This is a genomic window from Rhizobium sp. 21-4511-3d, from assembly GCF_053522545.1.
This window is the reverse complement of record NZ_JBNWCF010000009.1, coordinates 235,708-261,128: the sequence shown is the minus strand read 5'-3', so window position 1 is coordinate 261,128 and position 25,421 is coordinate 235,708. Positions and strand designations below refer to the sequence as shown.

At 61.2% G+C, this 25,421-nt stretch carries 26 protein-coding genes and 1 tRNA gene; 13 read left to right on the top strand and 14 right to left on the bottom strand.

Going from position 1 to position 25,421, the window contains the following annotated elements:
- Positions 1–19: 19 nt before the first annotated feature.
- Positions 20–1,027, bottom strand: coding sequence for an MBL fold metallo-hydrolase (locus ACQZ5H_RS20835; RefSeq protein ID WP_449098932.1), 1,008 nt, complete (start codon positions 1,025–1,027; stop codon positions 20–22).
- A 294-nt stretch (positions 1,028–1,321) separates the two neighbouring features.
- Between ACQZ5H_RS20835 and ffh the strand changes: the two genes are divergently transcribed.
- From ffh to trmD, 5 genes are all read left to right on the top strand, one after another.
- The gene (gene ffh / locus ACQZ5H_RS20830; protein WP_199627911.1) at positions 1,322–2,902 is read left to right on the top strand and encodes a signal recognition particle protein; all 1,581 of its coding nucleotides are present in this window, start codon (positions 1,322–1,324) and stop codon (positions 2,900–2,902) included.
- A 16-nt stretch (positions 2,903–2,918) separates the two neighbouring features.
- The gene (locus ACQZ5H_RS20825; protein ID WP_449098931.1) at positions 2,919–3,227 is read left to right on the top strand and encodes a chorismate mutase; all 309 of its coding nucleotides are present in this window, start codon (positions 2,919–2,921) and stop codon (positions 3,225–3,227) included.
- A gap of 48 nt (positions 3,228–3,275) precedes the next feature.
- Positions 3,276–3,644: a 30S ribosomal protein S16 gene (rpsP, locus tag ACQZ5H_RS20820; protein WP_112718361.1), complete on the top strand. Its 369-nt coding sequence runs from the start codon at positions 3,276–3,278 to the stop codon at positions 3,642–3,644.
- A 129-nt stretch (positions 3,645–3,773) separates the two neighbouring features.
- Entirely contained in the window at positions 3,774–4,343 is a 570-nt protein-coding gene (rimM, locus tag ACQZ5H_RS20815; protein ID WP_449098930.1) for a ribosome maturation factor RimM, read from the top strand.
- Between the two features lie 3 nt (positions 4,344–4,346).
- Positions 4,347–5,027 (top strand): tRNA (guanosine(37)-N1)-methyltransferase TrmD, encoded by a 681-nt coding sequence (gene trmD / locus ACQZ5H_RS20810; protein ID WP_449098929.1) that lies wholly within the window; start codon positions 4,347–4,349, stop codon positions 5,025–5,027.
- Positions 5,028–5,055: 28 nt separating this feature from the next.
- Here trmD and ACQZ5H_RS20805 read toward each other — a convergent pair whose 3' ends face one another.
- The gene (locus ACQZ5H_RS20805; protein ID WP_112718355.1) at positions 5,056–6,510 is read right to left on the bottom strand and encodes an NCS1 family nucleobase:cation symporter-1; all 1,455 of its coding nucleotides are present in this window, start codon (positions 6,508–6,510) and stop codon (positions 5,056–5,058) included.
- A gap of 335 nt (positions 6,511–6,845) precedes the next feature.
- Here ACQZ5H_RS20805 and rplS point away from each other — a divergent pair, with 335 nt between their 5' ends.
- The 4 genes from rplS to leuC all read left to right on the top strand — a co-directional run bounded on the left by rplS (position 6,846) and on the right by leuC (position 10,815).
- Entirely contained in the window at positions 6,846–7,382 is a 537-nt protein-coding gene (gene rplS / locus ACQZ5H_RS20800; protein ID WP_112718353.1) for a 50S ribosomal protein L19, read from the top strand.
- 149 nt (positions 7,383–7,531) lie between these two features.
- A complete protein-coding gene (locus tag ACQZ5H_RS20795) occupies positions 7,532–8,329 on the top strand; it encodes a transporter substrate-binding domain-containing protein (protein WP_449098928.1) in 798 nt (265 codons plus the stop codon).
- Positions 8,330–8,345: 16 nt separating this feature from the next.
- Positions 8,346–9,164 carry an amino acid ABC transporter permease gene (locus tag ACQZ5H_RS20790; RefSeq protein ID WP_449098927.1) on the top strand — a complete coding sequence of 273 codons (819 nt, stop codon included), beginning with the start codon at positions 8,346–8,348 and terminating at the stop codon, positions 9,162–9,164.
- A 241-nt stretch (positions 9,165–9,405) separates the two neighbouring features.
- Positions 9,406–10,815, top strand: a complete 1,410-nt coding sequence (gene leuC / locus ACQZ5H_RS20785) for a 3-isopropylmalate dehydratase large subunit (RefSeq protein WP_112718341.1) — start codon at positions 9,406–9,408, stop codon at positions 10,813–10,815.
- A 55-nt stretch (positions 10,816–10,870) separates the two neighbouring features.
- On the opposite strand, the gene ACQZ5H_RS20780 is transcribed toward leuC, so the two are convergent.
- Together ACQZ5H_RS20780 and ACQZ5H_RS20775 are read right to left on the bottom strand one after the other, a co-directional pair.
- Positions 10,871–11,701, bottom strand: coding sequence for an aldo/keto reductase (locus ACQZ5H_RS20780; RefSeq protein WP_112718339.1), 831 nt, complete (start codon positions 11,699–11,701; stop codon positions 10,871–10,873).
- Positions 11,702–11,796: 95 nt separating this feature from the next.
- The gene (locus ACQZ5H_RS20775) at positions 11,797–12,345 is read right to left on the bottom strand and encodes a L,D-transpeptidase family protein (RefSeq protein ID WP_112718337.1); all 549 of its coding nucleotides are present in this window, start codon (positions 12,343–12,345) and stop codon (positions 11,797–11,799) included.
- Positions 12,346–12,486: 141 nt separating this feature from the next.
- On the opposite strand from ACQZ5H_RS20775, the gene ACQZ5H_RS20770 reads away from it, so the two are divergent.
- Positions 12,487–13,170, top strand: coding sequence for a response regulator transcription factor (locus tag ACQZ5H_RS20770; protein WP_112718335.1), 684 nt, complete (start codon positions 12,487–12,489; stop codon positions 13,168–13,170).
- A gap of 13 nt (positions 13,171–13,183) precedes the next feature.
- Positions 13,184–13,639, top strand: a complete 456-nt coding sequence (locus ACQZ5H_RS20765; RefSeq protein ID WP_112718333.1) for a cyclic nucleotide-binding domain-containing protein — start codon at positions 13,184–13,186, stop codon at positions 13,637–13,639.
- Here the strand turns inward: ACQZ5H_RS20765 and xth are convergent, their stop codons facing one another.
- The 6 genes from xth to tesB form a co-directional block, all read right to left on the bottom strand.
- The gene (gene xth, locus ACQZ5H_RS20760; protein ID WP_112718501.1) at positions 13,640–14,443 is read right to left on the bottom strand and encodes an exodeoxyribonuclease III; all 804 of its coding nucleotides are present in this window, start codon (positions 14,441–14,443) and stop codon (positions 13,640–13,642) included. It lies immediately after the preceding gene.
- Between the two features lie 120 nt (positions 14,444–14,563).
- Complete coding sequence (locus tag ACQZ5H_RS20755) at positions 14,564–15,232, bottom strand: outer membrane lipoprotein carrier protein LolA (RefSeq protein ID WP_112718331.1); 669 nt, start codon at positions 15,230–15,232, stop codon at positions 14,564–14,566.
- Positions 15,233–15,369: 137 nt separating this feature from the next.
- Positions 15,370–18,042 (bottom strand): DNA translocase FtsK 4TM domain-containing protein, encoded by a 2,673-nt coding sequence (locus ACQZ5H_RS20750; RefSeq protein ID WP_449098926.1) that lies wholly within the window; start codon positions 18,040–18,042, stop codon positions 15,370–15,372.
- 244 nt (positions 18,043–18,286) lie between these two features.
- Positions 18,287–19,654 (bottom strand): ammonium transporter, encoded by a 1,368-nt coding sequence (locus tag ACQZ5H_RS20745; RefSeq protein WP_112718327.1) that lies wholly within the window; start codon positions 19,652–19,654, stop codon positions 18,287–18,289.
- Between the two features lie 28 nt (positions 19,655–19,682).
- The gene (locus ACQZ5H_RS20740) at positions 19,683–20,033 is read right to left on the bottom strand and encodes a P-II family nitrogen regulator (RefSeq protein ID WP_162698828.1); all 351 of its coding nucleotides are present in this window, start codon (positions 20,031–20,033) and stop codon (positions 19,683–19,685) included.
- A 210-nt stretch (positions 20,034–20,243) separates the two neighbouring features.
- Positions 20,244–21,128 (bottom strand): acyl-CoA thioesterase II, encoded by an 885-nt coding sequence (gene tesB, locus ACQZ5H_RS20735; protein ID WP_449098925.1) that lies wholly within the window; start codon positions 21,126–21,128, stop codon positions 20,244–20,246.
- An 82-nt stretch (positions 21,129–21,210) separates the two neighbouring features.
- Between tesB and ACQZ5H_RS20730 the strand changes: the two genes are divergently transcribed.
- The gene (locus tag ACQZ5H_RS20730; protein ID WP_449098924.1) at positions 21,211–22,425 is read left to right on the top strand and encodes a ubiquinone biosynthesis hydroxylase; all 1,215 of its coding nucleotides are present in this window, start codon (positions 21,211–21,213) and stop codon (positions 22,423–22,425) included.
- Here the strand turns inward: ACQZ5H_RS20730 and ACQZ5H_RS20725 are convergent.
- From ACQZ5H_RS20725 to ACQZ5H_RS20710, 4 genes are all read right to left on the bottom strand, one after another.
- Positions 22,422–22,610: a Trm112 family protein gene (locus tag ACQZ5H_RS20725; protein ID WP_112718321.1), complete on the bottom strand. Its 189-nt coding sequence runs from the start codon at positions 22,608–22,610 to the stop codon at positions 22,422–22,424. The two genes, ACQZ5H_RS20730 and ACQZ5H_RS20725, sit on opposite strands and share 4 nt — an antisense overlap.
- A gap of 10 nt (positions 22,611–22,620) precedes the next feature.
- On the bottom strand, positions 22,621–23,292 hold the full coding sequence (locus ACQZ5H_RS20720; RefSeq protein ID WP_449098923.1) for an LON peptidase substrate-binding domain-containing protein: 672 nt from the start codon (positions 23,290–23,292) through the stop codon (positions 22,621–22,623).
- A 100-nt stretch (positions 23,293–23,392) separates the two neighbouring features.
- Positions 23,393–24,373 (bottom strand): thioredoxin, encoded by a 981-nt coding sequence (gene trxA, locus ACQZ5H_RS20715; protein ID WP_449098922.1) that lies wholly within the window; start codon positions 24,371–24,373, stop codon positions 23,393–23,395.
- A 58-nt stretch (positions 24,374–24,431) separates the two neighbouring features.
- On the bottom strand, positions 24,432–24,941 hold the full coding sequence (locus ACQZ5H_RS20710; protein WP_112718499.1) for a prolyl-tRNA synthetase associated domain-containing protein: 510 nt from the start codon (positions 24,939–24,941) through the stop codon (positions 24,432–24,434).
- Between the two features lie 254 nt (positions 24,942–25,195).
- Between ACQZ5H_RS20710 and ACQZ5H_RS20705 the strand changes: the two genes are divergently transcribed.
- Positions 25,196–25,270 (top strand) — tRNA-Gly (locus tag ACQZ5H_RS20705).
- Positions 25,271–25,421: the final 151 nt, after the last annotated feature.

Here is a 25,421-nt window from a genome sequence, read left to right as displayed (position 1 = left end):
CCAGTGGCTTACCGGCTGCTCACGCAACCGGCACGTCAAACACTTCGCCTGCGCGCAGCGGCCGGAAGCGGCCGGGTTCGATACCGCGGGCTGAAAGCGCCTCCTGCAGCGCTGCAACCGGCGCATCGATCGCCTCGTTGGTCAGCTGGAAGGTCGCGAAATGGTGCCCGGCGACATGGGCGGCGCTGCAGAGTTCCATGCCCGCCACCGCCTCTTCCGGGTTCTGGTGCTGCCCCTTCATGAACCAGCGCGGCTCATACGCGCCGAAGGGCAGGATGGCGAGGCGGAAGCCGCCATGCTTTTCCCGCGCTGCCTTGTAATTGATGCCCTCGTGAAAGCCGGTATCGCCGACATGATAGATCTTGCCTGCGGGCGTCGAGATGACGAAAGCGGCCCAGAGCGCCATGCGCCGGTCGCGCGTGCCGCGCGCCGACCAGTGATGGCAGGGCTCGGCATCAATGGTCACGCCATCCCAGTAGGAAAGCCGGTCTCCCCAATCCATGTCCGAGATCTTCGCATCGGGAATGGCGCGATGGATGATGGTGTCATTGCCGAGCGGAGTGATGAAATGCGGACCATGCTCCTCGAACAGCCTCTTCAGCGTCCTGATATCGAGATGGTCGTAGTGATTGTGCGAGACGAGCACGACATCGATCGGCGGCAGGTCCTCGAAGCGGATGCCGGGCGGCGAAACCCGCCGCGGCCCGGCAAAGGAAAAGGGGCTGGCGCGATCCGACCACACTGGGTCCGTCAGAATATTGAGCCCGGCAACCTGTATCAGCAGGCTCGCATGGCCGACCATCGTCACCCGCAGATCCTCGCCATCGATGCGTTGAGCAGGTTTCGCGGGAGGAAACGTGCTGTCGACTGCCTTCGGCCAGCGGAAGCGTCCGCCGCCGAACTGCCAGCGCATCAGCTCGCGAAAGCCGAGCGGCTCGATCCCTTCAGGATTGAAAAACTGAACGCCGTCGAAATGATCTGAAACCGGCCCCTGATAATAGGGATTGCGCATCTTGGCGTCGGGCATGAGCGAATGGACTCTCGTGTCGGGGCGATGCATTTGGGAAGGCGCAGGCGATTTGAGAAGGACCGGAGGCGCTAATTTCCCCGCTTCGGCTTGACTTTCCGGCCGCTTTCCTGTTTACCGCGCCTCAATTCTGCGACGAGCGACATGACTCCGAGCCGCCGACCGGGACCCTGATCCCGGAGGTCCACACCCGACAGCGCGATGCGCCCTCGGGTGCTTTTTGGCTTTGCGTCTTGTTTTCGTCAAGGAAAAGCACAAGGTTTCCGTCATCCCGGAAATCACAAGGAAGAGCCGATGTTTGAAAACCTCCAGGACCGTCTTGGATCCATTCTCAATGGACTGACAGGCCGTGGCGCGCTTTCGGAAGCCGATGTTTCCGCAGCGCTGCGCGAGGTTCGCCGTGCCCTTCTGGAAGCCGACGTCTCGCTGGAAGTCGTTCGTGGCTTCACCGACCGTGTTCGCGAAAAGGCCGTCGGCGCCGAGATCCTGAAGTCGATCAAGCCCGGCCAGATGGTCGTCAAGATCGTCCATGACGAGCTGATCGAGATGCTCGGCGGCGAAGGCGTGGGCGTCGATCTTCATGCCGTAGCGCCCGTCGTCATCATGATGGTCGGTTTGCAGGGCTCCGGTAAGACGACGACTTCGGCAAAGATTGCCAAGCGGCTCACCGACCGCGAGAAGAAAAAGGTGCTGATGGCGTCGCTCGATACGCGCCGTCCGGCCGCCCAGGAACAGTTGCGCCAGCTCGGCGTCCAGACCGGCGTCGATACGCTGCCGGTGATCGCTGGCCAGTCGCCGACCGATATCGCCGCACGCGCCGTCCAGGCTGCGAAGCTCGGTGGCCACGACGTCGTCATTCTCGACACCGCCGGCCGCACGCATATCGACGAGCCCTTGATGGTCGAAATGGCCGACATCAAGAAGAAGTCGAACCCGCATGAAATCCTGCTGGTCGCAGATTCGCTGACCGGTCAGGACGCCGTCAATCTGGCGCGTAATTTCGATGAACGCGTCGGCATTACCGGCCTCGTTCTGACCCGTATGGACGGCGATGGCCGCGGCGGTGCAGCGCTCTCGATGCGCGCCGTCACCGGCAAGCCGATCAAGCTCATCGGTGTCGGCGAGCGCATGGGCGAGCTGGAGGAATTCCATCCCCGCCGTATCGCCGATCGCATCCTCGGCATGGGCGACATCGTTTCGCTGGTCGAGCGAGCCGCCGAAAACATCGACGCCGAAAAGGCGGCTGCCATGGCCGCCAAGATGGCCAAGGGCAAGTTCGACCTGAACGACCTCGCCGATCAGCTGCGCCAGATGCAGAAGATGGGCGGCATGGGCGGCATCATGAGCATGATGCCCGGCATGGCCGGCATGAAGGACAAGATGGCTTCGGCCGGTCTGAACGACAGCCTGTTCGGCCGCCAGCTGGCGATCATCTCGTCGATGACCAAGGCCGAGCGTGCCAACCCCGACATGCTCAAGCACTCCCGCAAGAAGCGCATCGCCGCCGGCTCCGGCACCGACGCCTCCGACATCAACAAGCTTCTGAAAATGCACCGCCAGATGGCGGACATGATGAAGATGATGGGCGGCAAGGGTAAGGGCGGCCTGATGAAGCAGATGATGGGCGGCCTTGCCGGCAAGATGGGTCTTGGCGGCATGGGCGGAATGGGCGGCATGCCCGATCTCTCGAATATCGACCCCAAGCAGCTGGAAGCGCTCCAGAAGCAAGCCGAAGCTGCGGGTCTTGGAAAGCCGGGCGGGGGCATGCCTGGTCTCGGCGGAATGCCGGGTGGTTTGCCCGGCCTCGGCGGCGCCAAGCTGCCGGGTCTCGGCGGTGGTTTCCCGGGGCTTCCCGGTTTGCCCAAGAAGAAGTGAAAGGGTCGCGTGAACGATGATTGATCCTGAAATCAAAGCCCAGCTTTCGAGCTACCGCCAGTCGATCGACAATATCGACGCGGCACTCGTCCATATCCTGGCCGAACGTTTCCGCTGCACCAAAGAGGTCGGCGTTCTCAAGGCCAAGTACCAGTTGCCGCCGGCAGATCCGGCGCGCGAAGAATACCAGATCGAACGCCTTCGTCGCCTGGCCAAGGATGCCAATCTGGACCCGGATTTCGCCGAGAAGTTCCTGAACTTCGTCATTACGGAAGTCATCCGGCATCATGAGCAGATCGCTGCGGACCACGCCGCAGCAAAGTGAACAAACCGCCTCACGAAGCGGTCCAAGAAAGCCTAAGGAGTAAAGAACATGGCACTGAAAATTCGTCTCGCACGCGGTGGTTCCAAGAAGCGCCCGTACTACCACATCGTCCTCGCCGACGCCCGTTCGCCGCGCGATGGCCGTTTCCTCGAGAACCTCGGTTCCTGGAACCCGATGCTGGCCAAGGACAACGACGGCCGCATCAAGCTGAACAACGACCGTATCAAGCATTGGCTTGAGCAGGGCGCACAGCCGACCGACCGCGTTCTCCGCTTCCTCAACGAAGCCGGCCTCGCAAAGCGCGACGCCAAGAGCAACCCGGAAAAGGCAAAGCCGGGCAAGAAGGCTCAGGAGCGCGCTGCTGAAAAGGCTCAGAAGGCTGCTGACGCCGCTGAAGCTGCAGCTTCCGCAGAATAATCCCAGAAGGATTTCCTTATGGGGCGGGCGGCATGGCGACATGCCGCCCGTTTTCGTTTTCAATCCGGTGCACTTCGTTTATGAGAAGCGTGAACTCGGATCGATGCCGGCATTCGGACGAAGGACACCATGACAAAGCTTGAAAACCCGGTGCTGATGGGCACGATCGGCGGCGCGCAGGGCATCCGCGGCGAGGTCCGCGTCAAGCCCTATACCGCTGATGCGACCGCGCTCGGCGATTACGGCCACCTGCACAGCCTCGATGGCCGCGTCTTCGAGGTCCTCGAATTGCGCGAAATGAAGAACATGGTCGTCGTCCGCTTCCGCGGCGTCAACGACCGCAATGCCGCCGAAGCGCTGAACGGCCTCGAACTCTATATCGAGCGTGACAATCTCCCCGACGACGAGCTTGAGGAAGACGAATTCTTCTATGCCGATCTCGAGGGGCTGGAAGCGCTCGACGACAAGGGCGTCAGCTATGGCACGATCACCGGTGTCTTCGATTTCGGCGCCGGCGATCTTCTGGAGCTCAAGGGTCCGGGCAAGGGCCCCGTGCTGATTCCGTTCTCCGAGGCCTCCGTGCTGGAGATCGATCTTGAGGGCGGCACGATTCGCATCGATCCGATGGCTGCTGGTCTCGTCGACGATCCCGAGGACATCTCCAAGCTCGCCTCCGGCAAACCGAAGAAAAAGAAGTAAGTCATGGCCTTCCGGGCAACCGTGCTCACCCTCTATCCGGAGATGTTTCCGGGCCATCTCGGCTTCTCGCTGTCAGGCAAGGCGATGGAGCGCGGGCAGTGGTCGCTGGACGCCGTGCAGATCCGCGATTTCACCACCGACAAGCATCGCACCGTCGACGATACCCCGGCCGGTGGCGGCGCAGGCATGGTGCTGAAGCCCGATGTTCTCGCACGCGCCATCGATACGGTCTCGGAAAACGACAATCGTCCCCGCCTGCTGATGAGCCCCCGCGGCAAACCGCTGACGCAGAAGCGCGTTCGCGAGCTCGCCGGGGGCGACGGCGTCATCATCGTCTGCGGCCGTTTCGAAGGTGTCGACCAGCGCGTCATCGATGCGCGTGAGCTGGAAGAGGTCTCGATCGGCGATTACGTGCTATCAGGCGGCGAACCCGCTGCGCTGACCGTCCTGGACGCGATCGTCCGCATCCTGCCCGGCGTCATGGGTAACGATCTCTCCGGCCTGCATGAAAGCTTCGAGGGCGGCCTGCTGGAGCATCCGCATTATACCCGTCCGCAGGAATGGGAAGGCCGGGAAATCCCCGCGGTTCTGACCTCAGGCAATCACGGCGCCATCGAGAAGTGGCGGCATGAACAGGCCGTCGCCCTGACCAGGAAACGACGGCCCGACCTCTTGGAAGAATAGACGCCCGCAGAACCGGGCGCATCATATGTCAGGTGGCGGCGCCGACGGCCGAGCCGCGCGTGCTCATGCGCAGCACATAGTAGACCAGGCCGCCGATACCGACGCCGAAGAACCAGCCGTAGGTTCCCCACCAATCCGGCAGGATCGAGGTGAAGGTCGGCAGGATCGACGAGAACACCATACCGACAATGAAGGCGATGAAGGCGTTCGTGTGCCAGCCGTTCTGGAAGCGGAATTCGCCGTTCTCCTGGTAGAGCGCGGCAACATCAAGCTCGCCCTTCCGGATCAGATAGTAGTCGACCATCATGATCCCGAAGATCGGCCCCATCGTCGAGCCGATGAAGTTGACGAAATGCGCCGCACCCGTTTCCCACGGAGCGAACGGATAGAGCACCAGCGCGATCAGAGCCGCGATATAGCCGCCCCGCTTGAAGCTGATCTGCCGCGGGAAGACATTCGAGAAATCGAAGGCCGGCGAGACGAAGTTGGCGACGACGTTGATGCCGAGCGTGGCGACGGCAAAGGTCAGAGCCGCAAGCAGCGCCAGGAACCAGCTGTCGAATTTCGCCGAGATTGCTTCCGGATGCAGCAGCACCTCGCCGTAAACGGTGAAGGCGGCCGTGGTCGTGACACCGGCAACGAGGCAGAAGGCGAGAAGGTTGATCGGCAAGCCCCAAAGATTGCCCTTGCGCAAGGTCTTCGTGTCCTTGGCATAGCGCGAGAAGTCGCAGAAGTTCAGGTAGAGCGCCGCGAAATAGGTGATCCAGGTCGCAGCCACTGCGGCAAGCGCCGGGAAGGATCCGGGTTCATAGGAAATGCCTGCGTCCTTGGTCTTTTCGATCAGTACGTCGCGCGGGATTTCGCTGCCGAAGGAGAAGGTGCCGGCCTTGGTGACGAGATAGACGGCAAGAATGAGCATCATGATCCAGACGGCAGGGCCTGCCCAATCCTGGAATTTGCGCACGGTTTCCATACCGCGCTGGATGATCAGCAGCTGCAGCCCCCAGATGATGACGTAGCAGATCACCTCGAGCGTCGAGTGGCCGAGCATATGACTGTTCTGGTGGAAGGCGAGGATGCTGTCGTTGCGGATGAGAAGCGCAACGATGGCGCCGGATGCCGCTGCCGTCTGCGCGCCGTACCAGAAGCAGGCGACGACGGCGCGCACCAGCGCCGGGAGGTTGGCGCCGAACGTGCCGAAGGAGGCGCGCGCGAGAACCGGGAAAGGCACGCCCGTCTTGACGCCGGCATTGCCGACGAGGCTCATGAGGAAGAAGATGACCAGCGAGCCGATGCCGATCGCAATCACGAAGTTGATGAAACTGCCGCAGAGCAGGAACAGACTGGCGGCGAGATAATAACCCCAAAGACTATGGACGTCGGACGTCCAGACATTGAAGATGCTGAAGGCGCCCCACTTCCTCTCCTCTGCAGGCGCCAGGTCCTCGTTATACAACGAAGGCGATGGATTGCTTATTGACATTCATTCCCCTCCAAATTCCCACGGGTCATGATTTGGCCCGAATCAGAATCTGCTCCTAAATTAGGCATTCGACAAATAATTAATCACTGAAGTCGCAGCCATGATCGCGCGGAGAAGCGCAGCGAACCGCCCGGCATTGCGGATTTTCCGGCGGAGAGGGGTGACAAGGTCTGCGTAATAGGGTATGCGCACGCCCGGAATGGGAAAACTCCCATCAGCCAAGCAAAGAAAAACAGACGAATTCGCTCATGCCTTCACCGGCATATATCTGAGGCTCGACCAAGGATAGATCGTTCAGAGCGCTCTGGCTGTTGAACCAACAATGAGGTTGAGTCATGAACATCATCCAGCAGCTTGAGGCCGAACAGGTCGCCAAGATCGAAGCCCAGCGCACGCTCCCGGAATTTTCCCCGGGCGACACCGTCCGCGTTAACGTCCGCGTCAAGGAAGGCAACCGTACCCGCGTACAGGCCTACGAAGGCGTTTGCATCGCTCGCTCCGGCGGCGGTCTCCAAGAGAACTTCACGGTTCGCAAGATCTCCTACGGCGAAGGCGTCGAGCGCGTATTCCCGGTTTACTCCCCGGCTGTCGAAAGCGTTGAAATCGTTCGCCGCGGTAAGGTCCGTCGCGCCAAGCTTTACTACCTGCGCGACCGTCGCGGTAAGTCGGCTCGTATCGTCGAGAACACCGGCACCCGCGCCCGCAAGCTGAACGAAGCCGAGCGCGCTGCAGTTGCCGAGGAAAAGGCACGCATCGAAGCTGAAAAGATTGCAGCAGCACAGGCTCTCGCCGCCGAAAAGGCAGCAGCAGAAGCCGCTGAAGCAAAGGCAGCCGCAGAAGCAGCCGCCGCCGCTGAGCCGGCAGCAGAATAAGTTCTGCGAAGCAAAATCATTGCATGAAAAGGCGGTCTTCGGGCCGCCTTTTCTGTTTTAAGGCAGCAACTGTAAGTTCACCGCTCTTGCCATCGCCTTCTCTTCTATGACAGTTTTCGCCAGCCACATTTTTCCGGGGACTTTTCAGCATGCTTTTCCGCCGCACCATTCTCGCAGGCCTTGCCGCTCTCACGCTCTCGCCGCTCGCGGCCGTCGCCGACACCCTGCCCGATCTCGGCGGCAAGACGGTCGTCGTCGTCACCGAGAACGCCTATCCGCCGTTGCAGTTCGTCGACCCGAAGTCCGGCAAGCAGATCGGCTGGGAATATGATGCGATGAACGAGATCGCCAAGCGGCTGAACTTCAAGGTCGAGTACCAGAACACCAGCTGGGACGCGATGATCCAGGCCGTCTCCGACAATCAGTACAACATCGGCATGACCGGCATCACCATCAAGGACGACCGCAAGGCGAAGGTTGATTTCTCCGACCCCTATATGCGCTCGCAGCAGTTCATGCTGGTTCGCGCCGATGAGAGCCGCTTCAGCGACGGCAAGACCTTTGGCGCCTTCAAGGACGGCTTGGTCGGCGCCCAGCCCGGCACCTCGCCCTTCTACACCGCCGTCTACGAAATCCTCGACGGCAACGAACAGAACCCGCGCATCAAGCTCTTCGAAACCTTCGGCGCCACCGTCCAGGCCCTGAAGACCGGCGACGTCGACACCGTCCTGACCGACGGCGTTGCGGCAAAGGGCTATGTCGATGCCTCGAACGGCACGCTGAAGGTCATCGGTGGCCCGCTCGGCACCGAGGATTTCGGCTTCATCTTCCCGAAGGGTTCCGACCTCGTCGCGCCCGTCAATGCGGCAATCGCCAGCCTGAAGGCCGACGGTACGCTCGATGCCCTGAACAAGAAGTGGTTCCTCGACTACAAGATGGGTCAGTAATTCCGGATCATCGCAGATGGCGCCACACCCATCCCCGCGATCCGAGAAGGGCGACTATCCCTGGTGGCTGGTCGCCCTTGCCATTATCGGCATCATTCTCGCCATCGTCATTGTCACCAACGGCATCTATGCGCAGGTCTTCCAAACCGTCGTCAACGGCGTGTGGGTGACGGTCTTCGTCACCGTCGTCGCCTTCGCGCTGGCGACGGCGCTCGGCCTCGGCATCGCCCTCCTCGGGTTGTCGGACAGCGTCGTCCTCAGGCAGATCTCGCGCTTTTATATCGAGGTCATCCGCGGCATCCCGATGCTGGTGCTGCTTTTCTACGTCGCCTTCGTCGGCGCGCCTGGGATCGTTGCCGCCTATAATTTCCTGATCACGCCGCTCGTCAAAGCCGGCGCCGCCGAGCCTATTCTTGTCCGCGACCTGTCGCTGATGTGGCGGGCGATCATTGCGCTGATGATCGGCTATTCCTCGTTCATCGCCGAGGTCTTCCGCGCCGGTATCCAGTCGGTCGATCACGGCCAGATCGAAGCCGCCAAGGCGCTCGGCCTGTCGCGCTACCACCGCTTCCGGCTGGTCGTCTTCCCGCAGGCGATCAAGGTGATCTTCCCGCCGCTCTCCAACGATTTCGTCTCTATGGTGAAGGACAGTTCGCTGGTTTCTGTGCTCGGCGTCTCCGACATCACGCAGATGGGCAAGGTCTATGCGTCAGGCTCCTTCCGCTTCTTCGAGACCTATTCGATCGTCACCTACATCTACCTGATCCTGACGATCGGCCTGTCTCTGGCGCTGCGGCGGGTGGAGATGCACATGCGCCGGACAAGGGGCCGCTAGGCCGCCTCACGATTCGAATTGCCGACGCGCGGAAAAATCGCTATATCCAGCGCCATGGAAAGCAAGTTCAAGTGCATTGGCGCGCATATCTTCGTGCTGCAGGACCATTACCGCCTGCCCGCACGTTTCTTTGCGTCCGTTTCCGGTGCGCTCAACAGCCGACTTCGCTGATCGACGCCGGCCGGCGGGCCTTGCCGCCATTTCCCTTTTTCCATTGCATCCAAACACGGATTGAACTGCCATGAGCGCACCGCGTACCCTTTACGACAAGATCTGGGACGATCACCTGGTTGACGAACAGGCCGACGGCACCTGTCTTCTCTACATCGACCGCCACCTGGTCCACGAAGTCACCTCGCCGCAGGCTTTCGAAGGCCTGCGCATGACGAACCGCAAGGTTCGCGCGCCGGAGAAGACTCTGGCGGTGGTCGACCACAACGTTCCGACCTCGCCGGATCGCCACCTCGGCATCAAGAACGAGGAAAGCCGCATCCAGGTCGAGCAGCTCGCCATCAACGCTGCCGAATTCGGCGTCGAATATTACTCCGAGAACGACAAGCGTCAGGGCATCGTCCACATCATCGGACCGGAGCAGGGCTTCACCCTGCCGGGCATGACGATCGTATGCGGCGACAGCCATACCTCGACGCATGGCGCCTTCGGCTCGCTCGCCCATGGTATCGGCACGTCTGAAGTCGAGCACGTTCTCGCCACCCAGACGCTGATCCAGAAGAAGGCGAAGAACATGCTGGTGCAGGTCGACGGCCAGCTGCCGGCAGGTGTCACCGCCAAGGACATCGTTCTTGCCATCATCGGCGAAATCGGCACCGCAGGCGGTACCGGCTACGTCATTGAATATGCCGGCGAAGCGATCCGCGCGTTGTCGATGGAAGGCCGCATGACGATCTGCAACATGTCGATCGAAGGCGGCGCCCGCGCCGGCCTGATCGCGCCTGACGAGATCACCTTCGAATATCTGAAGGACAAGCCGCGCGCGCCGAAGGGCGAAGCGCTGGAACAGGCGATCGCCTACTGGAAGACGCTGAAGACCGACGAAGGCGCGCATTACGACCGCATCGTCAAGCTCAACGCCGCTGAACTGCCGCCGATCGTTTCCTGGGGCTCCTCGCCCGAGGACGTCATCTCGGTTCAGGGTATCGTTCCGAACCCTGATGATATCCAGGACGAGACCAAGCGTACCTCCAAGTGGCGCGCGCTCGACTATATGGGCCTGAAGCCCGGTACGCCGATCACCGATATCAGCATCGATCGTGTCTTCATCGGCTCCTGCACCAACGGCCGCATCGAAGACCTGCGTGAAGTCGCCAAGGTCGTCGAAGGCAAGACCGTTGCTTCCACCGTCAACGCCATGATCGTTCCGGGCTCCGGCCTCGTGAAGGAACAGGCCGAGAAGGAAGGCCTGGACAAGATCTTCAAGGCTGCCGGCTTCGACTGGCGCGAGCCGGGCTGCTCGATGTGCCTCGCGATGAACGACGACCGCCTGAAGCCGGGCGAGCGTTGCGCCTCGACCTCGAACCGCAACTTCGAAGGACGCCAGGGCTTCAAGGGCCGCACGCACCTCGTGTCGCCCGCAATGGCTGCTGCGGCGGCGATTGCCGGCCACTTCGTCGATATTCGCGAATGGAACTGAGCGTTTAACTCATAGAACAAAAAAGGGCGGCCTCAAGCCGCCCTTTTTATTTTGATCAGAAAGTCGCCGTATACGGATCCGGCCCCATCCGCGCACCCTTGTCGTCGAGCTTGGCGATCGCAGCCATATCGTCCGCATCCAGCTTGAAATCGAAGACCTTGAAGTTTTCTTCGATGCGCGACGGCGTTACCGACTTCGGGATGACCACGAGGCCGGTATCGATATGCCAGCGGATGATCACCTGCGCCGGCGTCTTGCCGTGCTTCTTGGCAATGGTGCCGATCACCGGGTTGGCGATGAACTTGCCCTGGCCGAGCGGGCTCCAGGATTCGGTGACGATATTGAGCTTCTTGTGAGCCTCCTGCGCCACTTTCTGCTGGAAGTCGGGATGCAGTTCGATCTGGTTGATCACCGGCACGACGCCGGTATCGCCGATGATGTGCTCGAGATGATCGGGATAGAAGTTCGACACGCCGATCGAGCGCGCCCGGCCCTCTTCCTTGATCTTCACGAAGGCCTTCCAGGTCTCGCGGTAGAGGCCGCGATGCGGCGAGGGCCAGTGCACGAGGTAGAGATCGACATAGTCCATGCCGAGTTTCTTCAGGCTGCCGTCGAAGGCGCGCAGCGTATTGTCGTAGCCCTGATCGGTGTTGCGCAGCTTGGTGGTGATGAACACGTCCTTGCGGTCGAGACCGGAGGAACGGAAGCCTTCGCCGACGCCCTGCTCGTTGTCGTAGCCGGATGCCGTGTCGATGTGGCGGTAGCCGGCTTCCAGCGCCTTCAGCACTGTCGGCGCGGCGATATCCTGCGGCGTCTGCCAGACGCCGAGGCCGACCTGCGGGATGGAATGTCCGTCATGGAAAGTAATGATGGGTTGATTGGCCACAATATGTCTCCGTCAGTTTGAAAGCCGGCGCGCCAGGCAGCGCGACGTCGACAAGCCATATAGGACGGCGGCGAAAAATTATCACCCCTTGAGATTCAGAGAACCCGGACGACCGTCCCCTTGCGCATGTGCGGCAGCATCCGGCGCATGTCCTGTGGTTTGACGGCGACACAGCCATCCGTCGGCTGATAGCCCGGGCGGATCAGGTGGAAGAAGATCGCCGAGCCGCGATGACGCGCCCGGGACGAGACATTCCAGTCCATGACCAGGCAAACGTCGTAGAGCCCGTCCTTGCGCTTCAGCTCCTCGTGGCTCGGCTTGAAGGGCGCCTTGACCAGCCGGTTATAGTTGGCGTTCTCAGCCTGGTCGCACCAGAGCATACCGCTACGGATGCGCGAAAGAGCAAGCGGCGTTGTGAGCCGCTGCGGACGCTCGCCACGCCGGAAGCCGTAGAGCAGCTTCATCGCCGCGACAGGTGTTGCCCCGTCGCCCTCGCGCTTCAGGATGCTGCGCCCCGTCCGGCCGATCGCTGCAGGCACGACGATCGGCCCGCATTGCACCAGCGCCCGGCTCTTTTTTCCCGGTTGAGGCCTTACAAGGATGGTGGAGATGCGCTTCGGCGCTCTCTGCCTTGTTTTTTCCATTATTCTCACATGTTTTTGTTTTGCTTGGATGTTCGATGAAATCATATCGATCCGAGCCCCGCAACCGCGCGTCTTGTGCTCTTTGCCAATCGTCGAATTTGGCGTAGGACTTGTAAGACGGAACCTGAGGAACAGACCCGCATGACCGCACGCACCATTCTACTGGTGGATGACGATGACGACCTCCGCGAAACCCTGACGGAGCAGCTGTCGCTCTATGAGGAGTTCACGGTTCTCCAGGAATCGACCGCCGGCAAGGGTGTGCAGGCGGCGCGCAGCGCACCTGTGGACCTCCTGATCATGGACGTGGGTCTGCCCGACATGGATGGCCGCGAGGCCGTCAAGCTGCTCCGCAAGGGCGGCTTCAAGGCGCCGATCATCATGCTGACCGGTCACGATACGGATTCCGACACGATCCTCGGCCTTGAGGCCGGCGCCAACGACTATGTCACCAAGCCCTTCCGCTTCGCCGTCCTGCTCGCCCGCATCCGCGTGCAGCTGCGTCAGCACGAGCAGAGCGAAGACGCGACCTTCACGGTCGGCCCCTATCTCTTCAAGCCGAGCCAGAAGCTGCTGACCGCCGAAAACGGCCAGAAGATCCGCCTGACGGAAAAGGAAGCGGCGATCATCCGCTATCTCTACCGCGCCGAACAGAAGGTCGTGACCCGCGATGTGCTGCTCGAGGAGGTCTGGGGTTACAATTCGGGCGTCACCACGCATACGCTCGAAACCCACGTCTACCGCCTGCGCCAGAAGATCGAGCGCGACCCCTCCAACGCCGAAATCCTCGTTACCGAGAACGGCGGCTACAAGATCATACCGTGAGGCAGATGCGCAGATGGCGCTGACCGACGACATCCATACGCTCTCGCAGCTGCCCTTGTTCAACGGCATGTCCGACGATCAGCTTCGGCTGATCGCCTTCGGCGCCGACCGCCGCATCATCTCCACCGGCCAGATGCTGTTCCGAGAGGGATCGCCGGCGGAAAGCGCCTATGTCGTGACCAGCGGCGCGCTGGAGCTGACGGTGATGGACAAGGATGGACATCATCGCGTCCAGCATGTCGCCGGACCGGGCACGCTCTTGTCGGAGCTCGCGCTGGTGACGCTCGTCGAGCGCAAGTACACGGCGGTCGCCCGCGAGGACACCGGCATCATCCGCATCACCCGCGCACTCTTCCATCGCCTCATCGAGGAATATCCGGAAGCCGCAAAGCTGATCGAAAACCGCATCCGCGACAACATCGCCGCGCTCGCCGCCCGGGCGACGGCGCAGCTGCATCGCTTCTCCTGATCAGAGATTGAAGTACGCCGTGACGGGCACGTGGTCCGACGGCTTCTCCCAGCCGCGCGCTTCCTTGAGGATATCGACGCGCTGAAGCAGCGGGCCGAGATCGGAGGACGACCAGATATGGTCGAGGCGGCGCCCCTTGTCGGCCGCTTCCCAATCCTTGGCGCGGTAGCTCCACCACGTATAGAGCTTCTCGTTGGCAGGCACGTGCTGGCGCATGAGATCGAGCCAGGCGCCCCGCTTGATAACTTCGAGCAGCCCCTCTGTTTCAACGGGCGTATGACTGACGATCTTCAAGAGCTGCTTGTGCGACCAGACATCGTGCTCCAGCGGCGCGATATTGAGATCGCCGACGAGGATGGCTGAAGTATTGACCTCGGCTTCGGCCTTCAGGAGCTTCATCTCCTCGATGAAGTTCAGCTTGTGCTCGAATTTCGGATTGATCGCCGGATCCGGCTCGTCGCCACCTGCCGGAACGTAGAAGTTATGCAGGCGCACACGGCGGCCGCCGCGCTCGAAGATCGCCGAGATATGGCGGGCATGGCCGACGCTGCCATAATCGAAACTATGATCCTCGGTGAGCGGAATGCGCGAAGCGATCGCCACCCCATGATAGCCCTTCTGCCCGTGGATGATGATGTGCTCGTAGCCCATCGCGCGCAGAGGCGCGAGCGGGAAGAGTTCATTCGGAACCTTGGTTTCCTGCAGGCAGAGAATATCCGGCTGATGCTTCATCAGAAACTTCTCGACGATCGGCATGCGCAGCCGCACGGAATTGATGTTCCAGGTCGTGATCGAGAAGCTCATGCCAATGCCTTTCATCAGGGGTCGCAGAGGCTTTAGAGCAAAGCGGCGCCATAGGAAACGGGCCGCAAACAAAAACGCCCGGACGAAGCCGGGCGTTTCCAGAAATCGTAGAAGGCACGATCAGTCGCGATAGGCGGCAGTGCCCGGGATGCTCTCGTAGGGCACCTTGAAGACCTTGTCGTCGAACTGCACGCCGGTCTTGACGTTGAACACCATGACGGAGGTGTCCTTGCCCTGATTGTCGGTGATCGTCCACTGACGCAGATCGTAGGTCTTCGGATCGAACATCATGGTGATCGTCGAATTGCCGAACACCGTGTTGTTGCCGAGCGCGATCGTCGTCAGGTCGGACTCTTCCTTGACGCTCTTTACCGAGCCATCGTTCAGGTTGATCTTCTGCGCGAGCAGCAGGCTAAGAGGCGTCTTCGACAGCGGGTAGAGGTTCCAGGTCTTCAGCTTCAGGTTACCCACGGCAACGTTCTTTCCATCGGCGATCACGCGGATCGGCGATGGGTCGTCGTAGTTGAAGCGCAGCTTGCCCGGGCGCTGAATGAAGAACTTGCCGCCGGTCTGTTCACCGCGCGGTCCGAACTGCACGAACTCGCCCTGCATGGTGCCAACGCTCGAGAAGTGGTCAGCAATCGCCTGAGCCGTCGCCGAACCTCCGGCAGCAGCCTGAGCGAAGACATTGACCGGCAGGGCCGCAGACGCAGCCACCAGCGCCATCGCGCCCAGCATATGGCGGCGCGTCAGCGAAAAGCCTTCGAGGAAGGAATCGGAGTTGTTCATCTAAGTCTCCTTTATGCGACCTGCTTGCTGCCGAAAGGCGGCGTCTTCATGGCGCAGAAGCATGGCTGAAGCAGGTAACGTTTTCGAGGCGATCAGGTTTCCGTGAAGTTGTTGCCTCGAAAGATTTTTTTCGGCCTCTAGCGATCGAGTATATCACCTTCGGTCGGAACGAGAATCTCGCGTTTGCCGGCATGGTTCGCCGGACCGACAACCCCTTCCTTCTCCATGCGCTCGATCAGCGATGCGGCACGGTTATAGCCAATGCCGAGACGGCGCTGGATGTAGGAGGTCGAGGCCTTGCCGTCACGAAGCACGACGGCCACCGCCTGATCATAGGGATCGTCGGAATCGGCAAGATTGGACGTGCCGGCCGGGCCGCCGCCGTAGTCGTCGTCTTCATCGTCGTCAGCAGTAATCGCGTCGAGATATTGCGGCGCGCCCTGGGTCTTCAGGAAGGAGACGATCTCTTCGACTTCCATATCGGCGACGAACGGACCGTGGACGCGCTGGATACGGCCGCCACCGGCCATGTAGAGCATGTCGCCCATACCGAGCAGCTGCTCGGCGCCCTGTTCGCCAAGGATCGTGCGGCTGTCGATCTTTGAGGTGACCTGGAACGAGATACGGGTCGGGAAGTTTGCCTTGATCGTGCCGGTGATGACGTCGACCGACGGACGCTGGGTCGCCATGATGACGTGGATACCGGCGGCACGCGCCATCTGCGCCAGACGCTGCACGGCGCCTTCGATATCCTTGCCCGCGACCATCATCAGGTCGGCCATTTCGTCAATGATCACGACGATATACGGCATCGGCTGCAGATCGAATTCTTCCGTCTCGTACATCGCCTCGCCGGTGTGGCGATCGAAGCCGGTCTGGACGGTGCGCGAAATCTGCTCGCCCTTGGCAAGCGCCTGCTCAACACGGGCGTTGAAGCCGTCGATGTTGCGCACGCCGATCTTCGACATCTTCTTGTAGCGCTCTTCCATCTCGCGGACGGTCCACTTGAGCGCCACGACGGCCTTCTTCGGATCGGTCACGACAGGCGAGAGCAGATGCGGAATGCCGTCGTAGACGGAGAGTTCGAGCATCTTCGGGTCGATCATGATCAGGCGGCACTGCTCCGGAGTCATCCGATAGAGCAGCGACAGGATCATCGTATTGATGGCGACCGACTTACCCGAACCGGTGGTACCGGCAACGAGCAGATGCGGCATCTTCGCGAGGTCGGCGATGACGGCTTCGCCGCCGATCGTCTTGCCGAGCGCCATGGCGAGCTTCGCCTTGGATCCCTCGAAGTCGCGCGATGCGATGAGCTCGCGCAGGTAAACGGTTTCGCGGGTCGAGTTCGGCAGTTCGATGCCGATCGCGTTGCGGCCGGGAACGACGGCGACGCGGGCGGCGATCGCACTCATCGAGCGGGCGATATCGTCGGCAAGGCCGATGACGCGCGACGACTTGATGCCGGGAGCCGGCTCCAGCTCGTACAGCGTGACGACCGGACCGGGGCGAACATGGATGATCTCGCCCTTGACGCCGAAATCTTCGAGAACGCCTTCCAGCATGCGGGCATTCTGCTCCAGCGCATCGGCCGAGAGCGAGGAATCGCGCACAACATTCTTCGGCTCCGCCAGAAGATGCATGGGCGGCAGCTGGAAGCCTTCGGGGCGAATGAAGCTGCCCTGCGATTCACGATCGACGCGGGCACCCGGCTTGGGGCGGGACGCAGCGGGAGTGACGCGCGGCTCCGGCTTGCCACCGTTAGAGCGCGCCGGAGCGCGCATCATCCAGGCATCTTCATCATCGTCAGGCAGGATGTCGGCAGGACGCGGCGGCATGTCCGTATCAAACGGCGCGTCATCATCGTCATCGTTGAGCGAGATCGACGGGGCGGAAACGACGCGGCGCTGCGAGCCCGCACCCATCTCCATCGACGGATCCATGCGCTCGCCGCGACCGGCCGGCGCCTTGGCGCGAACCGGTTCGTTGAGCTTGCCGAACTCGTCGTCGTTGAAGTCGTAAGGCGATTCGAAATCACTCTGGCGGCGCTTGCGCGGACCCATGCCGAAGATGCGGCGCATGCGCGCCTGGCTCATGTACCAGGCATGCGTCAGCGCTCCAAAGGCAAGCCAGCCACCCTCGTCGTCGCCATCGTCCTCATCGGCTTCGCCGACCGAGCGCGCCTTCGAAGGCGTCGCGGCAGCGTAGTCTTCGGCGAAGTCCTCATCCTCTTCGGTACGGCCGACGAGACCGGCAGCAAACAGCATCATCCAGACCGTCGGAATGGCGAAGACGCAGCCGACGGCAGTTGCGAAGGTGCCGGTCGGGTACGCGCCGACGAAGAGGGCCGGAAAGCGCAGGATCATGTCGCCGACGACACCGCCGATACCGTTCGGGATCGGCCAGGTGAGCGGCGGCGGGAAGCAGCCGACAACGGCCGAGGACAGCACCGAGCCGAGGGCCCATGCACCGCCACGGGCCGGAATGCGGCTGATATGGCGGCCGGAGATCAGGGAGAGCGCCCAGGCGACGACCGGCAGCAGGGCGATGACGCTGGCGAGGCCGAAGAACTGCATGGCGATATCGGCGAAAGCGGCGCCGCTATAGCCGAGTATGTTGGTGGGGGCATTGCCGGTGGCATAGGAATAGCTCGGATCGGCAACATTCCAGGTTGCCAGCGCTGCGACGGCAAGCGCCAGCATCAGGAAGATCGCAAAGCCCAGAAGAGCCTGCGCCTGCCTGAACAGGAACCCCGAAAGGGAGAAACGGTCCGGCCGGCTATCGATCGCCGGCGACGTGCTTCTTGCCATGTAACCTACCCGTCCATTTGCTGCGGCGCGAATCGCCCTCGCGCCATCCACGCAGAATGCGTCCGCTCCACCTAATCAGAGGACGGTTAAAGCGGTGTTAACCATGACAGGCAGGATTAGCAGCTTCAAAATAAAAGGGCCCGAACCTTGGAAGGTCCGGGCCAAAATGCGGTCTAGGCGTTTCGCTAGGCCGCGACGGGCCATTCAGTGGCGCCCTTTGTTTCCGGGCGCCGCAATCCCTTGATTACGAGTGGTAAGCAGCTTCGCCGTGGGTTGCGAGGTCGAGACCTTCGCGTTCGGCTTCGACTGCAACACGCAGACCGACGATGAGGTCGACGACCTTGTAGAGGATCGCCGAGCCGACGCCGCACCATACGATGGTGGTGGCGATAGCCGTGATCTGGGTCATGACCTGACCGCCCATCGTTACGCCTTCTGCGTAACCGACGCCGCCAAGCGAAGCGCTGGCGAAGATGCCGGTAGCAACGGCACCGAACATGCCGCCGACGCCGTGAACGCCGAAGACGTCAGCCGTATCGTCGTAGCCGAACTTGTTCTTCACGACGGAGACGAAGAAGTAGCAAAGCGGCGAAACGATCAGACCCATGACGATCGCACCCATCGGGCCGACGATGCCGGCAGCAGGCGTGATGGCAACGAGACCAGCGACCATACCGGAAGCGCCGCCGAGCATGGATGCCTTGCCGCGCGTCAGGCTTTCAACGATCGCCCAGGAGATGACGGCAGCAGCGGTTGCAACGAAGGTGTTGACCGTTGCGAGCATGGCGCCACCGGAAGCTTCGAGGTTGGAGCCGGCGTTGAAGCCGAACCAGCCGAACCAGAGCATGGATGCACCGACCATGGTCAGCGTCATCGAATGCGGAGCCATCATGTCCTTGCCGTAGCCGGTACGCTTGCCGACCATGATCGCGCCGATCAGACCGGCAACGCCGGCATTGATGTGAACGACCGTGCCGCCTGCGAAGTCGAGCGCGCCCATCTTGAAGAGCATGCCGTTGGCATCCCAGACCATGTGCGCGATCGGGAAATAGACGAAGGTTGCCCAGAGTGCGCAGAACAGAACGACTGCCGAGAACTTGATGCGTTCGGCGAAGGCGCCGACGATCAGGGCAGGCGTGATGGCCGCGAAGGTCATCTGGAACATCGCGAAGATGAACTCAGGAATGACAACGCCCTGCGAGAAGGTCGCAGCCGTCGAATCCTTGGTGACGCCGGCAAAGAACATCTTCGCCGTGCCGCCCCAATACGGGCTGTCCGAGCCGCCGAAGGCGAAGGAATAGCCATAGATGACCCAGATGAGCATCAGAACCGCAGCGACCATCGTGCACTGCATGAGAACCGAGAGCATGTTCTTGGCGCGAACGAGACCGCCGTAGAACAGGGCGAGACCCGGCAGGATCATGAAGAGAACCAGCAGCGTAGAAATGAACATGAAGGCGGTATCGCCCTTGTCAGCAACCGGTGCTGCAGCGGCAGCTGCCGGAGCGGCCGTCGTTGCCGCATCCTGTGCGAAAGCGGCGACCGGCGCGAGAAGCGCAGCCGACGCAGCGCCGAGCCGCGCAAAAGTGGAGGAAAACTTCGAAATTGACATTGGTATAAAGCTCCTTGCTCAGCGGTTCTTAGAGCGCTTCGGTATCGGTTTCGCCGGTGCGGATGCGGACGGCATGGTCGATCGAGTAGACAAAGATCTTGCCGTCGCCGATCTGGCCGGTCTTGGCCGACGACGCGATGGCTTCGACCGCCTTGTCGACGATCTCGGTGGCAACAGCGATCTCGATCTTGAGCTTCGGCAGGAAGCTGACCGCATATTCAGTGCCGCGATAGATTTCGGTATGTCCCTTTTGGCGCCCGTAGCCCTTAACTTCGGTCACGGTCAGGCCCTGGATGCCGATCGCGGTGAGGGCTTCGCGCACCTCATCGAGCTTGAACGGCTTGATAATGGCCATCACAATTTTCATCTGGTTTCCCATCCTTCGTTATCCTCGGCACGGAGCCGACTCTCCTTGCCGCTGACGTTCACGACCAGCGACCGGGGATATACATTCAAGGGGCGTGCCAGATTCGAGGCGCGTTATAAGTTATTGAAAAGTAAAGATGATATCAGAGGATGCCAATTATGAGGCATCTGACGAAGCAATTGCAGCTTAAAAAATGCGCAAAAACACAAATATGCACATTATTTATTCATCTGCCTTTTTCCGAATCAAACCCTCCTGGGCGACCGACGCAATCAGAACACCCGAGCGCGTAAACAGGCTACCGCGCGTCAGCCCGCGAGCACCCGAAGCAGACGGGCTATCCTGGGTATAGAGCAGCCAGTCGTCCAGTTTGTCGGGCCTGTGGAACCACATCGAATGATCGAGGCTGGCGACCTGCAGGGTCTGATCGAAAATCGACGTGCCATGCGCATAGAGCGAGGTATCGAGCAGCGTCATATCCGAGAGATAGGCAAGCACCGCCGCCTGATAGAGCCGGTCATCGGGAACGGGACCCGTGGCGCGCACCCAGACATCCTGGCGCGGCTCCAGCTTCTCGTTGGAGAAATAGTGCTTCAGCGATACCGGCCGGATTTCGATCGGCCGTTCACGCTCCCAGTACTTGCGGATCGCCGCCGGTGCGTGCGCCAGATACTGGTCCTTGATCTGCTGCTCGCCGAGAAGCTTCTCCGGAGGTGGCACATCCGGCATCGCGGCTTGATGGTCGAAACCGGGTTCCTCGATCTGGAATGAGCAGGACAGCGCAAAGATAGCCTTGCCATGCTGGATGGCGACGACACGGCGGGTATTGAAGCTGGAGCCGTCGCGGATACGCTCGACCTGATAGATGATCGCCACCGAGGGATCGCCAGGACGCATGAAATAGGCATGCAGCGAATGCACGATTCGCCCCGCCTCGATCGTCCGCTGCGCCGCCATCAGCGCCTGGCCGATCACCTGTCCGCCGAACACCCGCTGCCAGCCCACTTGAGGGCTGCGGCCGCGAAAAATGTCGATTTCGATCGGCTCGAGGTCGAGCGTCGCAAGAAGGGTTTCCATGGCGGTCGGTTTTGCCGCAGCTGCGGTCATTTGCTTGCCCCCGGCAGTAGGAAGTAAGGGAGCGATGATCTATATAGATCACGATTGTATTCACAAGGCTGAGGAGTAAGCGATGCTTGATATGCTGGTTGTTGGCGGAGGCTATGTGGGCCTCTCCGCGGCGGTGGCGGTCAAGCAGGCTGCGCCGCATCTTGATGTCGCCGTTGTCGAGGCCGCGCCCGAGCACGTCTGGCAGAAGGACATGCGCGCCTCCGCCATCATCGCCGCCGCAGCCAAGATGCTGGAGGTCTTCGGCATCTGGGAGAATATCCGCGCCGAGGCGCAGCCGATCACCAAGATGATCGTCACCGATTCCAAGACATCGGATCCGGTGCGCCCCGTTTTCCTGACCTTCGACGGCGAGATCGAGGAAGGCCGGCCTTTCGCCCATATGATCCCGAACGCCGTCATGGTGCGCGAATTGCGCGGCGTCTGCCAGCGGCTCGGCATCCAGATCCGCCATGGACTGAGCGCGACGGGACTGAGCGCCGGTGAAAATCACGCGAGCGTCGAACTCTCCGATGGCAGTGCCATCGAAGCACGTCTCGTGGTGGCCTGCGACGGCGTGCGCTCCAAGCTGCGCGACTTTGCCGGTATCAAGACGGTGAGCTGGGATTACGGCCAGTCCGGCATTGTCGCCACCGTCGAGCACGAGCGGCCGCATAATGGCTGCGCCGAGGAGCATTTCCTGCCCTCCGGCCCCTTCGCCATCCTGCCGCTGACCAACAACCGCTCGTCGCTCGTCTGGACCGAACGTACCAGCGATGCAAACCGGCTGGTTGCCGGTGACGATCTGATTTTCGAAGAGGAACTGGAACGCCGCTTCGGCCACAAGCTCGGCGCTCTCAAGGTGATCGGCGCCAAGCGCGCCTTCCCGCTTGGCCTGACGTTGGCGCGCTCTTTCGTCGCCCCGCGCTTTGCGCTGGCAGGAGACGCAGCACACGGCATTCACCCGATCTCCGGTCAGGGTCTCAACCTCGGCTTCAAAGATGTGGCGGCGCTCGCCGAAACCATCGTCGAAGCCGACCGTCTCGGCCTCGATATCGGCTCGACCAATATCCTGGAGCGCTACCAGACATGGCGCCGCTTCGACACGTTCCGCATGGGTGTTACGACCGACGTTCTGAACCGTCTGTTTTCGAACGACGTGACGCCCATCCGCATCGCCCGCGACGTCGGCCTCGGCCTCGTCGATCGCCTGCCGGGCCTGAAGTCGTTCTTCATCGGCCAGGCCGCCGGAACGACGGCAAAGGGCAATCCGCGGCTATTGGCGGGCGAGGCGATCTAGTCGTCCAGCCTGCGTGCCTCGGAGACGAGCATGATCGGAATGCCGTCACGAATGGGGTAGGCGAGCCGCCCCTTCTCGGAGACGAGCTCGTTGTGGTCGCGGTCATAGGTCAGCCGCCCCTTGGTCAGGGGGCAGACGAGGAGCTCGAGGAGCTTCGGATCAACGCGACTGAGTTTTTCGTCCATCTCTTAGGACTTACTGCAAAACCGTATCGGAGTCACCGAAGACGCGCGCCAACACGATTTCGGTAATAGCGATCAGCGTCTCCGCCCGTGTCTTGAGATCGGGCGCTTCCAGCAGCGCCTGCTTCTCCGCAGGGCCGAAGGGTGACATCATGGCGAGCGAATTGACGAGCGTCAGGTTGCTTGCCCGCTCGACGCTCTCCCAATCCGCTTCCAGCTTGTTGGCATCGAGATAGGCACGGAAGGCAGAGAGCAGGGCGGCGCGATCGACTGCATCCTCCTCGTCACGTGCCGAGAGATCGGAAATGAACGGAGCGATACGGAAGGTGCGGAACGGGTCGTGGCTCACCTTCTCGCCGATCAGCCTGAAACGGCAGATGCCGGTCAGCGATACGATATAGCGGCCATCGCCCGTTTCGGCGAAAGAGGTGATGCGGCCAAGGCAGCCGACAGGCGCCAGATTGCAATCCGGCATCTTTTCGTCGCTATCGCCAAGTGCCGGCTGCACCATGCCGATCAGCCGGTTTCCGGCCATGGCGGCATCGAACATCGCCAGATAACGCGGCTCGAAAATGTTTAAGGGAAGCTGCCCGGTCGGCAGGAGAAGAGCGCCGGTCAAAGGGAAGACAGCGATGGTTTCCGGCAGATCGCCGGGTTTCAAATATCTCGCATTGCCGACTTGCATGAAATTTCGTCCCGCATAATGCAGGCAGGAAAAATCGCAACCCTGCCATCTTTCTGAATGTGGTGCCCTTGCATGAAAACGCAAGGGCAGCCGCATCAAGTTAGGAGAACAGCATCGCCGAAAGCTTGCGCCGGGCGGAAACAGTCGCAGGATCCTTGAAGCCCCAGACTTCGAAGAACTGCAGAAGCTGGCGCCGGGCGCCATCATCGTCAAAGGTGCGGTCCTTGCGCATGATGGTCAGCAGGTGCTCCGCGGCCTCGTCGCGGCGCCCCTCGACATTGCGGATCTTGGCAAGCTTCATCCGCGCTTCGTGGTCGTCAGCATTGCCCGAAAGCTGCTGTTCCAGCGCAAAGGGGTCTCCCAGCTTGCGGGCTTCTTCGATCTGGTCGAGCTTTTTGAGAACGGCCTGGATGGCGGCATCCTTCGAGAGCTCTTCCGGCAGATCGGTCAGCGCTTCGCGGGCGCGCTCGTGCTGATTGGCGGCGATCATGCATTCGGCCATGCCGGCGAGCGCCTTGGCATTCTCCGGATCGGCCTGCATGACGGCGCCATAGAGCTGCGCAGCGCCATTGACGTCGCCCGATGCCAGAAGCCCAGCGGCCTCTTCGAGAACAGCTTCAATTTCGGCTGCCTGATCGGCGCCGGCAGGACCGGCGAGCCGATCGATGAACTGGCGAACCTGGCTTTCCGGGACCGCGCCCATGAAGCCGTCAGCCGGACGGCCGCCGACAAAAGCGATGACGGCCGGGATAGACTGGATGCCGAGCTGGCCTGCGATCGACGGATGATCGTCGATATTCATCTTCACGAGCTTGACGCGGCCCTGGGCCTCGTTGACGACCTTTTCGAGCACCGGCGTCAGCTGCTTGCACGGACCGCACCAGGGCGCCCAGAAATCGACGAGAACCGGCTGGTTGCGCGAATCCTCGATGACATCCTTGGTGAAATTCGCCGTCGTCGTGTCCTTGATATAGCTACCGGCTGCTGCCGGAGCCGCCGCAGGCTGCTGTGCGCCGCCATAGGTCGCCGTTGCCGACATCGTGCCGTAGGACGTGCTGTAGGGGTTGTCGTTGCCGCTCATAGGTATCTCCCGCCACGCCGGTCGTGCCCGGCCTTTTTTCTAGCGTTAAAATCGTATGTCAGGCCGTGACTTTCAAGACAAGCGGCTTGTGGCCCGTCGCTTCCATGAAACGGACGAGATCGGCACTTGATATAGAGGTCGTCGCGTCGTTCGACAGCGGATGGCAGTTGATGATCTCGTCCTTCATCAGATCCGCATCGAGAACGAAGGTCACGTTGTGGCCGGTATCGTTGATCGCGCCGAAGGCCGTGACCGAGCCGGGAATGACGCCGAGATATTCCATCAGCTTCTCGGGCTTGCCGAAGGAGACCTTGCTCGCCGCACCGATCAGCGTGTGCACCGTCTTGAGATCGACAGAGGCATGCTCCTCGACGGTCAGCAGGAAAAACTGGTCCTTCTTGTCCTTCACGAAAAGGTTCTTCGTGTGCCCGCCCGGAATTTCGTCACGCAGGGCCACCGATTCGGCGACCGTGAAGACGGGTGCATGATCCTTGGTGGAATGTTTGATGCCGAGGCTGTCCAGAAAGGCGAAAAGTTCGTCGCGGGTCTTCGGTTTGGTATCGGTCATCGCGGCATCCATCTGATGAAAATTGCGGGCAGGCGCTTTGATTAAGTCCGGGCGTCGGCTTTGGCAATGCGCATGATCGACGCTTTCGCGCAGATTTGCGGCGTTTTCGGAAATCATTTCAACAGCTTGGAATTTTTCTTCGGCTTTCCGTCATTTCCCTGTTGCATTTGAAAATCGTTTGGGCGATATAGCGCCCGTCGCCGCAAGGTGGCGCCCACGGTCCTCACAACTACCACAGGCCGACGGGATTATGAGCGGGTGTAGCTCAGTGGTAGAGCACAACCTTGCCAAGGTTGGGGTCGAGGGTTCGAACCCCTTCGCCCGCTCCAGTTTTTCCTCAGAGATCGAAAATGCAGACAACACGCTCAGGCGTGTGCTTTGCCGTTTCCGCCTTTGCGGCCGCAGCATCCATCGAATTCGCGCGCTTTTCAAAAAGGTTTGATTTGCACGCAACGCATCGCCATGTTGAAGCAGGGGCGA